This is a genomic window from Streptomyces sp. PKU-EA00015, assembly GCF_013387495.1.
GTDB lineage: Bacteria > Actinomycetota > Actinomycetes > Streptomycetales > Streptomycetaceae > Streptomyces.
Genome location: NZ_JABZEE010000105.1, coordinates 1 through 13,875, shown reverse-complemented (window position 1 = coordinate 13,875; position 13,875 = coordinate 1). Strand labels below are relative to the sequence as shown.

Sequence of the window (13,875 nt, the reverse complement as noted above, 5' to 3'; positions counted from 1 at the left end):
GATCTCGGGCTTGAGCATGACGTCGACCACGACGCGAGCCACGGGCACTCCTCCTGGTAAGGCTGCCTACGCAAAAAAGAGTTCATCGGTTCAACCGGAACAGGAAAAGTGACGTGATTCACTTTCTCGCGAAGTCCGGTCGGGGCCCATTAGGCGGAAGTCCGGGGCCGGAAGTCAAGGCGAAGCGGGAATCTCTCCGGTCGCTTGAAAGTCCTTAAAAGTGGCTGGAGTCGATGCGGTGACCTGATGGAGTCTTGGTCAGGCAGCTCGACACGTCGGTGGTGTCGATGCCTACGACGCAATCGCAACGGGGGAGTTCGCATGTCGTCCGAACCACAAGTGGATCCACGGCCGGTCGCCGTCATCGGAGCCGGCCCTTCCGGTCTGGCCTCTCTCAAGAACCTCAGTGATCTGAACATTCCGTGCGTGGGATACGAGTCCCACTCCGGCGTGGGCGGTATCTGGGACATCGACAATCCCCGCAGTTCCGTTTACCAGAACACCCACACCATCACCTCGCGCGAAGTGACGGGGTATGCGGACCTCCCCATGGACCGGGGCCTTCCCGCCTATCCCCGTCACGATCAGGTGCGCACCTATCTGCAGCAGTACGCCGAGCGTTTCGACCTGCGGCGGCTGATCCGTTTCGACTCCGACGTCACCGAGGTCGAGCGGCTCCCCGACGGCTGGCGCGTCACCACCGCGGACGGCCACTCGCAGGAGCACAGCGCCCTGATCATTGCGAACGGCCACAACTGGCACCCCCATCTGCCGTCCTTCGAGGGGAAGTTCGACGGGGAGATCCTGCACAGCCGGGATTACACCAACCCGGCCGGCCTCGCCGGCAAGCGGGTTCTCGTCGTCGGCGCCGGAAACTCCGGCTGCGACATCGCGGTGGAGGCCGCGGGGGTGAGCGACCATGTCGCCATCAGCATGCGCCGCGGCTACTACTTCTTCCCGAAGTTCATTTTCGGAAAGCCCGCCGACCAGGTCTCGGAATCGAGCCAGAACCTGCGGCTGCCGGCGCCCGTGGCGCGTGCCGCCTACCGGACCATGCTGAAGCTGAGCATCGGAAGCCCCGACCAGTTCGGCCTGCCGAAGCCCGATCACGAGCCGCTCGAATCCCCGCCGATCGTGAATTCACTGCTGCCCTACTACTGCGCGCACGGCCGGGTGAAGGTGCGCAAGGCCCCCGTGCGTTTCGACGGAAAGTTCGTGGAGTTCTCGGACGGTACGTCGGAGGAATTCGACACCGTCATCATGGCGACCGGATTCCGGATCCACATTCCGTTCGTCGGTGAGGAACACCTCGACTGGAACAAGGGCCGCCCCGATTTCTATCTGCTGGCCTTCTCGCCCCGCTACGACGACCTCTTCATCGCCGGGATGACCGACGGCACGGGCGGCCATTTCCCCACCGTCGAGCTGCAGTCGCGGGTGATCGCCGCCTATCTGGCGGCCCGGCGGCGGGACCCGGAGGCGGCCCGCAGCTTCGACGAACTCAAGCGCCGCCGGGACGTGGACATCAGCGGCGGCATCAAGTTCCTCGACTCACCGCGCAATCTCACCCAGTTCGAACTTCTCACCTATCTGCGTGTCCTGCGCGAACACCTGTCGCTGCTCGGCGGTCAGGACACCACGTACGCCCGTCGGCCCTCCCTGCTGGAGCAGGCCGCCGCGCTCTTCCAGGGAGGCCGCAAGTGAATGCCGTCGGCGCGGCGCTGTTGAGCGATGTGCAGAAGGAAGTCCTCGACGAGGTGCTCGTCGGGATTCCGTACAACAGCGCGTCCCAGTTCCACGAGTACTTCGGCACCCGGGCGGCGCCGCCGCGCTTCGGGCTGTCCTGCGCCTGGCAGTCGTTCGCCGCCGGGCGGATGGTGGCCGAGCGGTCCGGGATCACCGCCGAGTACCTCATCGACGGACGTCATGTGGCGGCCGTCTACCGCCGGGAGGACCACATCGTCGTCCTCGACCCGTACCTGCTGCACGCGGAGCCGCTGCGGCTCGACCGCGCGGCGGCGGTCGACGGCGTGGTGCGGGTGACCGTCGACGCCTACCCGTACCGGGTGCGGGGGGACGGCACACCGGCGCCGGGCCGGGTGCGGGCCACGTGGACGCTCGACGACGACGCCCTTCGCCTGGACTATCTCCGCTTCAGCCCGCGGCGCGGGCACAACGTGGCGTCGAGGGCCTTCGTCCTGCACCCGCAATCGCGGCTCGCGACCGTGCCGCCCCCGGCGGACTGGGTACGTCCGCTGCTGGTCCATCCCGAGCAGCACAGCGTGTCCGTCCGCGTGGTCCACCCGGTGACCCGGCACATGGCGGAGCTGATCCTGCCCCTGGCAGGCCGGCCCGCGGGTGTCGCCGAGGACCGCACCCTCATGATCACGAAGGACAACCAGGGCGCGGTCGCGGCACACGGCGACGCGCGCTTCCAGCGCGACCTGGAAGTCGTCGCGGACGCGGTCTCCGCGCCGCAGGACGACGTGGTCGCCTTCCTCCTGGAGGCGGCGGCCATCCACCGCGCCGCTTCCCCCGCCGGACTGACCCTGGCCCCCTACTCCATGGAGGACGAATGACCTCCGAAGCCGTGCCGGCCGTGCTGCGGCAGACCCGTTCCTACTTCCTCGCCGGCACCATGCAGGGAGCGCGCACCGGCGCGGACCTCACCGACCAGTCCTACCGGCAGCTGCTGACCCGCAGCCTGCTCGACCGGCGTCCCGACGCGGTGATCCACGACCCCGGCACGGTGATGGCCGAATGGCTGGCGTCGCATCCCGCCGACGTGCGGGCCGCACACGCCGCGCTCGCGGACCGTCCGGTCGTGCGCCACGCGGAACTCGCGCCGGAGCTGCGCGAGTTGACCGACCTGTTCCACCAGCTCACGCGGCTGGCCGCCGCGAGCGATGTGTGTGTGGCCTGGCTGCCCGGTCATGAGCCGAGCATGGGCACCGCCGCAGAGATGCTCTCCGCGTACCGTGCGGGACGCACCGTCGTCTCGATCACGGACATGCGGCAGAACCTCGCGGTCCTGTCCTGCTCGACCGTGATCCTCCCGGACCTGGACGCGTTCACCGACTGGCTCGACGCGGGCGGTGACACCGTATGAGCGCAGACCCGTACGACGCGGACAAGCCCCGCGAGGCCTGCGGCGTCGCGGGCGTCTGGGGGCCGGACGGCCACCATGCCGCAGTGGTACGGGAGATGCTCGTCGCGCTGCAGCACCGCGGGCAGGAGAGCGCCGGCATCGCCGTGGGCACGGGCGACGCCCTCGTCGCCCGGCACGGCGCGGGCACCGTCGCCCAGGCCCTCTCCGGCCTCCAAGGGCTGCCCGAGGGCCCGGTCGCGGTCGGCCACGTCCGCTACGCCACCCACGGCGCGCGGGACGGGCTGGCCGGCGCCCAGCCCGTGGTCCTGGACCGGCCGCCGCTTGCCGTCGCGCACAACGGCACCCTGGTGGACCCGCACAAGGCGCCCGGCGCCGACGCGATCGACCCCGGACTGTGCTCCACCGACAGCGAGTTGCTGGCCCGGCTACTGCTCGCCGCGCGCGCGGCGGACGGCGCCGACACCCCCGCCGCCCTGCACGCGGTGCTGCCCCGGCTCAGGGGCGCGTACGCCCTCGTCCTGTCCGACGGACGGAACCTGTACGGGGTGCGCGACCCCCACGGCTTCCGGCCGCTGGCCCTGGGGCGGCGCGGCGACGCCTGGCTGCTGGCCTCCGAGACCGCCGCGATCACCGCCGTCGGCGGCGAGGTGGTCCGGGAGCTCGAACCGGGCGAGGTGCTGTCCATCGGCGCGCACGGCACCGCGAGCAGCCGGGTGGAGGTGCCGGACGCGAAGACGGCTGCCTGCCTCTTCGAGTACGTCTACTTCGCCCGGGCCGACTCGACCCTCTCCGGCCGCGGTGTCTACCAGGCCCGCTACCGGGCGGGGCAGGCCCTTGCCGACTATGCGCCGGTCCTCGGCTCACCGCGCCCGGTGGTCGTGGCCACCCCGGAGACCGCGCGCGTCGCCGCCGACGGCTACGCCGAGCGCGCCGGCCTGCCCGTCGTCCAGGGCCTGCTGAGGCCCGGAGCCGTGGGCCGCAGCTTCATCGCGGGCGACCCGTCGGCCCGCGAGACCACGGTGCGCCGCAAGCTCGCCCCGGTCGCGGGCGCCGTCGCCGGGCAGCGGGTGGTGCTGGTGGACGACTCGCTCGTCCGGGGCACCACCATGCGCACCGTCACCGGACTGCTGCGCGAGGCCGGGGCCGTGGAGGTGCATCTGCGGATCGCCTCCCCGCCGTACCGGTGGCCGTGCTTCTACGGCATCGACACCGGACGTCCGGAGGAACTGCTCGCCGCCCGGTTGCCGATCACGGAGCTGGCCGAACAACTGGGCTGCGACAGCGTGGCGTTCCTCTCGCTCGACCGGCTCGTGGAGGCCGCGGGAGGCGACCCCTCCGGCTACTGCACCGCCTGTCTGACCGGCCGCTATCCCACCGCCGTCCCCGCCGGCGCCTTCCCCGCCCCGGCCGGCCTGCCGCAGCCGGGGACCAGAACCGACACCGCCCTTGCGTCCCAAGGCACCGCCGAATGAGGAGAGCTTCAGCAGTGAACACCCCAACCGAGGCGAGCGCGACCCGGCCGCCGGCACCGGCGCACACCGGTCGGGCAGCCCGCACCATCGTCGAAGCACTGCTCGCACGCACCACCGGTCCCGACGCGGACCGTCCCGTCGTCACCGCCCTCGACGCGTCCGGGGCACGGATCGAGAGCCTGACCCCGGTCGAGCTCGACCGGCGCGCCCGAGCGCTGGCCGCGGCGCTGCGCGAGACCGGCAGCGCCGGTGACCGCGTGATCGTGCCCGCCCTGCCCGGACTCGACTTCCACATCGGCTTCCTGGGCTGCCTGTACGCCGGCATGATCGCTGTGCCGGTCCCCGCGTTCCGTACGGCCGCCCGCGCGGGAACCACGACCCGCGCCGAACGGCTGTCGGCGATCTGCGGCGACTGCGACCCGTGCGCCGTCCTGGTGTCCACCCAGCAGGAGGCCGACGAGGCGGACGTCGACCTCCTGCCCGGAGTGCGGTGGGTCGCCGTGCGCCGGCCGGACGCGCCGGAGTCCGCCGGGGCGGCGCTGCCCGACCCGGTGGCTCTCGACCCCGCGACCACGGCGCTGCTCCAGTACACGTCGGGGTCCACCGGCGACCCGCGCGGCGTCGTCGTCGGCCACGGCAACCTCGTCGCCAACCAGGCCGGGATGCGCGACCGCTGCGAGGTGGAGCCCACCACCACCATCGTCAGCTGGCTGCCGTTCTTCCACGACATGGGGCTGTGCACCGCCGTGGTGCTGCCGCTGGTCTCCGGCGCCGCGACCGTCACCATGGAGCCGGCCACCTTCGTCCGGGACCCGCGGGTGTGGCTGCGCGCCATCGCCGCCGAGGACGACGTCTTCACGGCCGCACCGGACTTCGCGTACGACATGTGCGTCAACCGGGTGCCCGAGGACGAGCGCGCCGCCATCGACCTGTCCACCTGGCGGGTGGCGGTGAACGGCTCGGAGCCCGTACGCGCCGCCACGCAGCGCCGGTTCGCCGAGGCGTTCCGGGTGAGCTTCTTCCGCGAGGAGGTCTTCTCGCCCGGCTTCGGCCTCGCCGAATGCACGCTGGCCGTGAGCCTGAGCCCGTCGCTCGTACCCACGGTGGTGGGGCTCTACGACCGCGACGCCCTGGCCGAGGGCAAGGCGGTGAGGACCACGGTCGACGCCGAGGGAGTCGAACTCGTGGGGTGCGGGCCGGTGGTGGACGACGTCCGCGTCGCCGTCGTCGACCCCGAGACCCGTCACCCGCTCGCCGACCGCGTCGTCGGCGAGATCTGGGTCGACTCGCCCGGCAACTGCGCGGGCTACTGGGGCCGCGAACAGGAGTCCGAGGACGTCTTCGCGGCCCGTGTCGAGGGCGCGGAGCACGACACCGGCCGGACCTACGTGCGGACGGGCGACCTCGGCTTCGTCGACGGCGGCGAGCTGTTCATCACCGGCCGCATCAAGGACGTCCTGATCATCGGCGGGGAGAACTACTTCCCGCAGGACGCGGAGGCCGTCGCGCTGGACTCCCACCCCGCCTTCGCCCAGCAGCGGGCCGCCGCCTGGCCGCTCGGCGAGGACGACCGGGGCGTGGCCGTCGTCGTCGAGACCACCGTGCGCGATCCCGGCGAACTCGCCGCCGCCGTCCGCGCGGCCGGCATCGCGGTGGCGAAGGTGCTGCCGGCCGCCGTCAGCGTCTACGCCGTGCCGCGCAACAAGGTGCCGCGCACCACGAGCGGCAAGATCCGGCGGCGTGCATGCGCCCAGCAGGTGAAGTCCGGACAGTTGAAGCCGCTGGCGCAGTGGTCCAGCAGGCGGATGAACGGAGCAGCATGAGCACCGCGCAGGAAGTCACCCAGGAGCAGGTGATCGAGCGGCTGCGCCACGTGATGGCGGATCTGCTGGAGATGCAGCCCTCCGAGCTCGACCCGGACGTGCCGCTCAGCGCGTTCGGCATCGACTCGATGACAAGTTTCGTCCTGGTCGGCGAGCTGGAGAAGTGGTGCGGCGTCCAGCTGCGCAAGGACGCTTCCCTCGGCCGGCTGACCCTGACGGAAGCGGCCGACGAGGTCGTGGACGAGCTGGCCCGGCAACTCAAGGAGCGATGAACATGGCACTGGACGCATTCGGATTCCTCTTCACCGGACGCGGACTCGACCCCGACCGCGACCGCACCGTGATCGAACGGGACGGATTCCGCGCCGTCATGGTCGGTATGGCGGACCCGGCCGACGCGCCGAAGGTCGCCGCCGAGCTGGTCGACGACGGCATCCAGCTCATCGAACTGTGCGGAGGCTTCGGCCCCGTGTGGACGGCCAAGGTCATCGAGGCCACCCGGTCCCGTGTGCCGGTCGGCTCGGTCGGTTACGGCCCCGAGTCGATCGACGGCATGGCAGCGCTCTTTCCGCCCCAGGCGGGCTGACCCCCACCAGCCCGCCCCTGCCGGGCCTCCTTCCCCTTCCTCCCCCGTAGGCGGGAGGGGGCCCGGCAGCCCCCGGCCAGTTCCGACACGACGAGATGGATCACCATGAACCGCGCCGAACTCCATGAACTGCGCGTGCTGGCGGCCAGCCGTCCCGCCCTCCCGCTCCTGCTGCACGCAGGCCGGCTGGCCCGGCCCCTGAAGCACGTGCCCCGCATCGGCTGGGTGACCGCCGACGCGGCGACGGCGCGTTCCGTCCTCACCGACCAGAAGCACTTCACCGTCCTCGACCGCGGTGGTGTCGGCCGCCTGTGGGCCCAGCTCCTCGGCGACTGGGTCGACGACCTCTTCGACGGGGAAGGACACCGGGCGCTGCGGGCCGCCACCCGCGAACTCTTCGGCGAGACCAACGCCCGCGCCCTGGTGGACCGCACCATCGGCGCCCGGCTCGCCGAGGCCCGGGCCATGCTCGCCGTCGGGAAACCGGTGGACGTCGCGGCTCTCGGCCGGGCGGTCGTCGGCCGGATCGTCACGGAACTGCTCCGGGTCCCCGTCACGGGCACCGACGACGCCGCCTACGAGCGGGTCTTCGCCACCGCCCGTGAACTGGCCGCGATCTCCCTCGAGGCCGCGGGGGGAGGCGACCTCACCGAGGCGACCCTCGCCCGCGGCCGGGGCGTCGTCGCCCGGCTCACCGGGCACGTCGCGCAGGCGTGGCGTACGGAATCGGCCGACCATCTCATCGGGCGCTGCCGCGAAGCGGGCCTGGACGCCGAGCAGACCGCCGGCATGGCCGCGCTCGTCGGCGTGGCCGCCACCGAGACCGCGGCGAGCGCGATCACGAGGACCGTCGCCCTGCTGCACGACACGGGTGAGCAGCACAGGCTCGTGGCGGACCCGCGCCGCGTCCCGGACGCGGTCCGCGAAGGACTGCGGGTGACGGCACCCGCTCCGGTCATCGGCAGAACCGTACGCAGCGACGTGCGGCTCGCCGGGCGCACTCTGCGCGCCGGCGACCGGATCACGCTGCTCAACTACACCGCCAACAGTCTCACCGGGGGATTCCGGCTCGACCGGCCCGCCGAACCGGCCAACCGCCAGCTGTGGTTCGGCGCCGGCCGCCACCACTGCCTCGGCTCCGCCGTCGCCCAGGCGGAGATCGGTCGCACCCTCGAGACCCTGACCGCCGTCGGGCGGCCCTGGCGGATCGTCGAGCGCCGCTACAGCCGCCGCGTGGTCATCCCCTCGTACGACCGGCTGACCGTGACCCTCGTCTGACGGGAGAGACCCGCTCCATGCCCAGGACCCATGCCCGGCTCGCCGGTGTGGCCGTGCACATGCCCGAGACCGTGCGCACCGCGCCGGAGACCGAGCGCCGCGTGGCCGCCGCAGGCACCGGATTCAGCCCCCCGCCCGGACTCGTCCGCCGCCTGACCGGTGTCGAACGGCTGCACGTCATGCCCGACGACTGGCAGGCCTCCGACCTCGCGGCCGCGGCGGCACGCAAGCTGCTCGCCGAGACAGGGACCGACCCCGCGGGCATCGACCTGCTCCTCTTCGCCGCGGCCAGCCAGGACATGATCGAGCCCGCCACCTCGCACATGGTCGCCGCCCACCTCGGCCTCCGCTGCCCCGTCTTCGACGTGAAGAACGCGTGCAACAGCGTGCTCAACGCACTGGAGACCGCCCACGCGCTCATCGCCCAGGGCTCCTACCGCCGCATCCTCATCGCGTGCGGCGAGTCGCCCTCGCGCGCGGTCCGCTGGTCGGTCCCCGACCTGCGCACGTACCTGGCGTCGATTCCCGGCTACACCCTCTCCGACGCGGGAGCGGCGCTGCTCGTCGAGCAGTCCGCCGAACCCGGCATCCTCGGCTTCGGCTTCACGGCCGACTCCCGCTGCTGGAACGTCGGCACACTGGCCTCGGGCGGCTCGGCCAACCCGCGCGGCGACGAGCACACCTACTTCCGGCTCGACGGCGTGGGCCTGCGCCGGGCGTTCGAGCAGCTGGGCCCCGGGATCCTCGACGAGACCCTGGAACGGCTCGGCGTCGGCTGGCAGGACATGGCGGCGGTCTGCGTCCACCAGGTGTCGAAGCCCTACCTGGACGAACTCACCGATCGGTTCGGCCTGCCCAAGGACAAGATTGCCGTCACCGTCACCGAACACGGCAACGCGGCGTCGGCCAGCCTGCCCCTCCAGCTCGTGCGCGCCGTGGAGAGCGGCCGGGCAGGCGTCGGCGACCTGGTCGGACTCGTCGGACTCGCCGGCGGCATCAGCATGGGGATGAGCGTGATCCGGCTGTGAGGCTCTGGGTGGTCGTGCCCGCGTACAACGAGGCGCCGGGCATCACGGCGACGCTGCGGGCGCTCGCGGCGCAGACCGACCGCGACTTCTCCCTCGTCGTCGTCGACAACGACTCGACGGACGGCACCGCGGACGTCGTACGGTCCTGCGGCTTCCCCGGTGACCTGCACGTCGTGCACGAGACGCGCAAGGGCACGGGCGCCGCCGCCGACACCGGAATGCGCTACGCCATCGCCCACGGAGCCACGCATCTGGCCCGCACCGACGCCGACTGCCTGCCCGAGCCCGACTGGACCGCCCGCGTCCGGGCGGCCTTCGGCGACGGTCTCCAGCTGATCGCCGGCCGGCTGCGGCCCCGCACCGACGAGGCGCCGCTGCCCCCGCTGCGCCGCGGCGCCGCGCGGCCCTCGTCGGAGCCACCGAAGCGGCCGCGCTCTTCGGACGGTTCAGGCCCGGCAACCGGGGGCCCGGCTACCTCGGCCCCTATGTGATGGCCCCCGGCTGCAACATGGCCATCACGGCGGACCTGTACGTGCGCGCCGGCGGCTTCCCGCGCACCGCCATCGAGGAGCTCCACGAGGACCGGGCCCTGGTCAACGCGGTACGGCTGCTCACCTCCGCGTACGGCGTGCGGCGGGACGTGCGCGTGGCGGGTTCCGCGCGCCGCGTACGGGCCTGGGGCCTGCGCCGCACACTCGGCTGGTACGCGGACCACCGCTACCGCCCCGAGGTGGTGGACATCCGATGACGACGGCCGCCGTACGCCCCGCCGCCTGGGACCGGTGGGAGAACCGGGTGCAGACCTCCGCCCATCCGGTCGCCCACCGGCTGCTGCGCGCGATCGCGGCCCGTGGTCCGGTCGTGCGGGTACCGCGCGTCGGCGTGGTCGTGAGCGACGCCGCCCTCGCGCGCGAAGTGCTGTGCGACACCACGCACTTCACCAAGACCGGGCCGGGCTCGCCCGCGGACCTGTGGACCCCGGTGCTCGGCCCCTCGGTCCTTCTCAACATGGAGGGCCCCGACCACGCGGCACTGCGCCGGCGGCTCTCCGGTCTCTTCACACCGGGCTATGTCGCCGCGCTCTGCGAACGCGTGCTCGCACAGCCCCTCGCCGAGCTGACCCACCGGCTCCGCTCGGGCGAGGAGGTGGACCTCGTCCGCGTCGCGCAGACCTGCGCCGGCGCCGCCATCTGCGAGATCGTCGGCCTGCCGGTGGATCCGCGCCGGTTCGCCACGGCACACGCGGAAGCAGCCGAGGTCACCGGCATGGTCAGGCTGTGGCGCCACTCCATGACCACCCGCCAGGTGGCACGGGCGCGCGAGGTGCTCGGGCGGCTCACCGCCTCGGCCGTGACGGCCTACCGGCGGGGCGGGGAGGAGACCCTCCCCGGCCGGCTGCGGGCACTGGGCCTGAGCGAGGAGGAGGCCCGCGGCGCCGTCGGCGCGTTTCTGCTCACCGGAACGGAGACGCTGGTCTCCTTCGTCCCGCGACTGATCGCGATCTGCCACGACACGGGCCGCCTCGACGGGCTGGGGGACGGGACGGCCGACCTCGACGCCGTCGTGGAGGAGGCGCTGCGGATCACCGTGCCGTCCCCCGTGATGCTGCGCAGCGTCGCCCGGAGCGCCGAGATCGGCGGCGTTCCGGTCGAGCCCGGCGACCGCGTCGTGGTGGCGACGCTGCTGTGCGCGCAGGCGTACGGCCCGTTCGCCCCCGAACTGCCACACCCGCCGGAAGTGCGCCGCCTGTGGTTCGGCGCCGGCCCGCACTTCTGCCTCGGCATGCCGCTCGCCATGGCGCAGATCCGCGCGGTGCTGACCGCCGTCCTCGCGGCCGGGCCGACCGACGTCACCGGCCGCCGTACGGCCCGCCGCGTCCTGATCCCCGGGTACGCCCGGCTGACCGTCAAGCTCCGGAGCGCGAGTTGACCGAGACCCTGCCCGAGCCCGGCCCCGGCACACGCGGGGACGGGGACATCGACCTGCTCACCGCCCTGCTCGACACGGCTGACAGGCGCGGCGGCGCCGCCGCGCTCACCGGACCCGACGGGCGCACCCTCGGCTACGCACAGCTCGGCCGCGCGGTGCTGTCCACGGCACAGCGGCTGCGCGCGGCGGGCATGGAGGAGGGGGAGCGGGTCCTGTTCTCCGTGCGCCCCGGACCGGCGGGTGTGGTGCTCGCCCTGGGCGTGATCGCGGCAGGCGGCACCGTGGTCTTCGCCGACCCCGGGGCGGGCCCCGCACTGTTCGCCGCACGTCGTGAACTCGCCGCCCCGCGCTGGGCCGCGGCCGAGTCGCTGCTGTACGCGGCCGCCCGGTACGGCCGCCCACTGGCGAGGCGCCGCGGGCTTCTGCTGCCCCACTACCACCGGCTCGGCCTGCGCCACATCTACGCCGGGCGCCGGCTGCCCGGCGTCCCCGCCGGGGCGCTGTCGGCACGCCGGCTCGCCTCGGGCACCGCCCCGGCCGTCCGCCCGGAACCGGCCCCCCACCAGGAGGCGCTCGTCGTCTTCACCTCCGGTACGACCGCCGCCCCCAAGGCGGTGGTGCACACCCGCGGTTCGCTCGGCGCCGGTCTGGCGGGCTGCGGACACGCTCTCGGCATGGGCGACGGCGACGTCCTGCACACGGACCAGATGATGATGGGCATTCCGGCCCTGGTCGCGGGCGCGCACTGGACCATGCCGCCGTACGGCTTCGCCCCCGCGGCCGCCCCGGCGCGGTTCGCCCGCGGACTGGCGGGAGCCACCCACGCGTTCTGCGTGCCCGCCGACCTGCCCGCCGTGATCGAGGCCGTCGAGCGGGGCGCTGCCGCCGTGCCCGCGTCACTGCGGCATCTCGTCCTCGGCGGCGCCCCCGTCCTGCCGGGACTGCTGCGCCGTGCCGCCGAGGCGCTGCCCCATGTGAACGTCCTCGCCGTGTACGGGATGACCGAGATCGTGCCGGTCGCCGTGGCGACGGGGCGGCAGAAGCTGGCCCACGAGGGGCCCGGCGACCTCCTCGGCACACCGCTGCCCGGGGTCCGCGTGCGCACCGCGCCGGACGGCGAGCTGCTGGTGTCCGGGCCGAACCTGTGCCGCGGCTATCTCGGCGGGCCGCCCATGCGCGAACACGCCACCGGAGACCTCGCCCGGCTGGAGAACGGCCGGCTGGTCCTGCTCGGCCGGAAGAAGGACATGCTGATCCGGGGACGTACCAACATCTATCCCGGACTGTACGAGCCGGCCGTCGCCGCCCTGCCCGGCGTCGCCGAGGCCGTGATCGTGGGCGTCCCCGACGACTACGGCGACGAGCGCGTCGTGCTCGCCGTCGTCCCCGCCTCCTCGGCCTCGCCGGACTCCCTTGCCGCATCGGTCCGTTCACGGCTGCCGTCGCTGATCGACGCGGCCGCGCTGCCCGACGAGGTCGTCGTGCTGGACCGCATCCCGGTCGCCGGCCGCTCCCGCAAACCGGACCGCGCGGCGCTGCGCGCCCGGCTGCGCCCGGCAGGCGACCGCCGGACGGGAGCGGCGCGATGAGGATCGCCGTGACCGGCGCGCACGGGTTCGTGGGCGGCGCCGTCTGCCGCGCCGCGGCCGAGGCGGGCTGGGCCGTCCACGCGCTCACCCGCGCCGACTGGGACCTGTGCGAGGGACCGTTGACGGACGCCCCCGAGGCCGACGCGGTCGTCCACGCGGCCGCGGCCGTCGGCGACTGGGGCGCGCCCGGGCCCGTGTGGCGCGCCAACCTCACCGGGACGAGGAACGTGGCCGCCTCCTTCCCCGGGGCGCGGCTGGTCCACGTCTCCACCGCCAGCGTGTACGACCCGTTCCGGCCGACCGTACTCGCTCGCGAGACGGAGGCGCCGGTCCGCCGCTACCTGACTCCCTACGCCGCCTCCAAGGCAGCCGCCGAACACGCCCTGCGCGACCGGCCGGACACCGTCGTCCTGCGCCCGCACGCCGTCTACGGACCGGGCGACCGGACGCTGCTGCCCCGGCTGCTGAGCGCGGTGCGCGGGCGTTCGCTGTGGCTGCCGGGCGACGGCAAGGCCCTCCAGTCGCTCACCCACATCCGCAACCTGACCACGGCCGCGCTGCTGGCCTGCGACCGTGCCACGGCACCGGGCACCTACAACGTCGCCGACGCGGACGCCGTGCCCGTCGGGGACGCGCTGCGCGAACTGCTCGCGGCCCGCGGTGTCCCGGTACGCCTGCGCACCGTGCCCGGCACCGTGGCGTCAGCCGCCGCCACGACGGCCGAGACGGTGTGGCGCATGGCGAAGCGGGCGGAGCCGCCGCGCATCACCCGTTACGCGATCAGTCATCTCGCGATGGAGCGCACTCTCGCGCTCGGCGCGGCGCGCCGGGGCCTCGGCTTCCACCCGGAGCCGACGTCCTTCCACGGCGCGCGGTCGTGGTGACCTGATGGAGCAACTCCACGAAAGGCGACCGAACATGCCCACTCCCTCCGGTGCCGGCTGCGCAGCGGCGTCCTACAGAACAGCGGGCGTCGACATCGATGCGGGTGACCGCGCTGTCGAGCTGATGAAGGAGTGGGTGAGGAAGACGCGGCGCCCGGAGGTTCTGGGCGGTCTGGG

Annotated in this window: 14 protein-coding genes and 1 pseudogene; all 15 read left to right on the top strand. The window is 73.3% G+C overall.

From position 1 onward, the window contains the following. The first annotated feature begins 321 nt into the window (after positions 1-321). Positions 322-1,704, top strand: coding sequence for an NAD(P)/FAD-dependent oxidoreductase (locus tag HW130_RS34925; RefSeq protein WP_177153789.1), 1,383 nt, complete (start codon positions 322-324; stop codon positions 1,702-1,704). Then, positions 1,701-2,579: a hypothetical protein gene (locus HW130_RS34920; RefSeq protein ID WP_177153788.1), complete on the top strand. Its 879-nt coding sequence runs from the start codon at positions 1,701-1,703 to the stop codon at positions 2,577-2,579. The genes HW130_RS34925 and HW130_RS34920 overlap by 4 nt, the downstream gene beginning before the upstream one ends. Next, a complete protein-coding gene (locus HW130_RS34915) occupies positions 2,576-3,109 on the top strand; it encodes a hypothetical protein (protein WP_177153787.1) in 534 nt (177 codons plus the stop codon). The genes HW130_RS34920 and HW130_RS34915 overlap by 4 nt, the downstream gene beginning before the upstream one ends. Then, a complete protein-coding gene (purF, locus tag HW130_RS34910) occupies positions 3,106-4,581 on the top strand; it encodes an amidophosphoribosyltransferase (protein WP_177153786.1) in 1,476 nt (491 codons plus the stop codon). Before HW130_RS34915 ends, purF begins: the two co-directional genes overlap by 4 nt. Before the next feature lie 14 nt (positions 4,582-4,595). After that, on the top strand, positions 4,596-6,404 hold the full coding sequence (locus HW130_RS34905) for a fatty acyl-AMP ligase (RefSeq protein WP_177153785.1): 1,809 nt from the start codon (positions 4,596-4,598) through the stop codon (positions 6,402-6,404). After that, a complete protein-coding gene (locus tag HW130_RS34900; RefSeq protein ID WP_177153784.1) occupies positions 6,401-6,676 on the top strand; it encodes an acyl carrier protein in 276 nt (91 codons plus the stop codon). The genes HW130_RS34905 and HW130_RS34900 overlap by 4 nt, the downstream gene beginning before the upstream one ends. A 2-nt stretch (positions 6,677-6,678) precedes the next feature. Then, complete coding sequence (locus HW130_RS34895) at positions 6,679-6,990, top strand: DUF6506 family protein (RefSeq protein ID WP_177153783.1); 312 nt, start codon at positions 6,679-6,681, stop codon at positions 6,988-6,990. 105 nt (positions 6,991-7,095) lie between these two features. Further along, on the top strand, positions 7,096-8,268 hold the full coding sequence (locus HW130_RS34890; RefSeq protein ID WP_177153782.1) for a cytochrome P450: 1,173 nt from the start codon (positions 7,096-7,098) through the stop codon (positions 8,266-8,268). Between the two features lie 17 nt (positions 8,269-8,285). After that, positions 8,286-9,296: a 3-oxoacyl-ACP synthase III family protein gene (locus tag HW130_RS34885; RefSeq protein WP_177153781.1), complete on the top strand. Its 1,011-nt coding sequence runs from the start codon at positions 8,286-8,288 to the stop codon at positions 9,294-9,296. Further along, on the top strand, positions 9,293-9,787 hold the full coding sequence (locus tag HW130_RS36540; protein WP_309140670.1) for a glycosyltransferase family A protein: 495 nt from the start codon (positions 9,293-9,295) through the stop codon (positions 9,785-9,787). The genes HW130_RS34885 and HW130_RS36540 overlap by 4 nt, the downstream gene beginning before the upstream one ends. Before the next feature lie 17 nt (positions 9,788-9,804). Continuing rightward, a complete protein-coding gene (locus tag HW130_RS36535) occupies positions 9,805-10,044 on the top strand; it encodes a hypothetical protein (protein WP_256356529.1) in 240 nt (79 codons plus the stop codon). Beyond that, a complete protein-coding gene (locus HW130_RS34875) occupies positions 10,041-11,225 on the top strand; it encodes a cytochrome P450 (protein ID WP_177153780.1) in 1,185 nt (394 codons plus the stop codon). Before HW130_RS36535 ends, HW130_RS34875 begins: the two co-directional genes overlap by 4 nt. Then, positions 11,222-12,814 carry a class I adenylate-forming enzyme family protein gene (locus HW130_RS34870; protein WP_218184325.1) on the top strand — a complete coding sequence of 531 codons (1,593 nt, stop codon included), beginning with the start codon at positions 11,222-11,224 and terminating at the stop codon, positions 12,812-12,814. Before HW130_RS34875 ends, HW130_RS34870 begins: the two co-directional genes overlap by 4 nt. Further along, positions 12,811-13,698: an NAD(P)-dependent oxidoreductase gene (locus HW130_RS34865; protein WP_177153779.1), complete on the top strand. Its 888-nt coding sequence runs from the start codon at positions 12,811-12,813 to the stop codon at positions 13,696-13,698. The genes HW130_RS34870 and HW130_RS34865 overlap by 4 nt, the downstream gene beginning before the upstream one ends. Positions 13,699-13,732: 34 nt before the next feature. Continuing rightward, positions 13,733-13,875, top strand: a pseudogene (locus tag HW130_RS36530) (phosphoribosylformylglycinamidine cyclo-ligase); the annotation flags it as partial.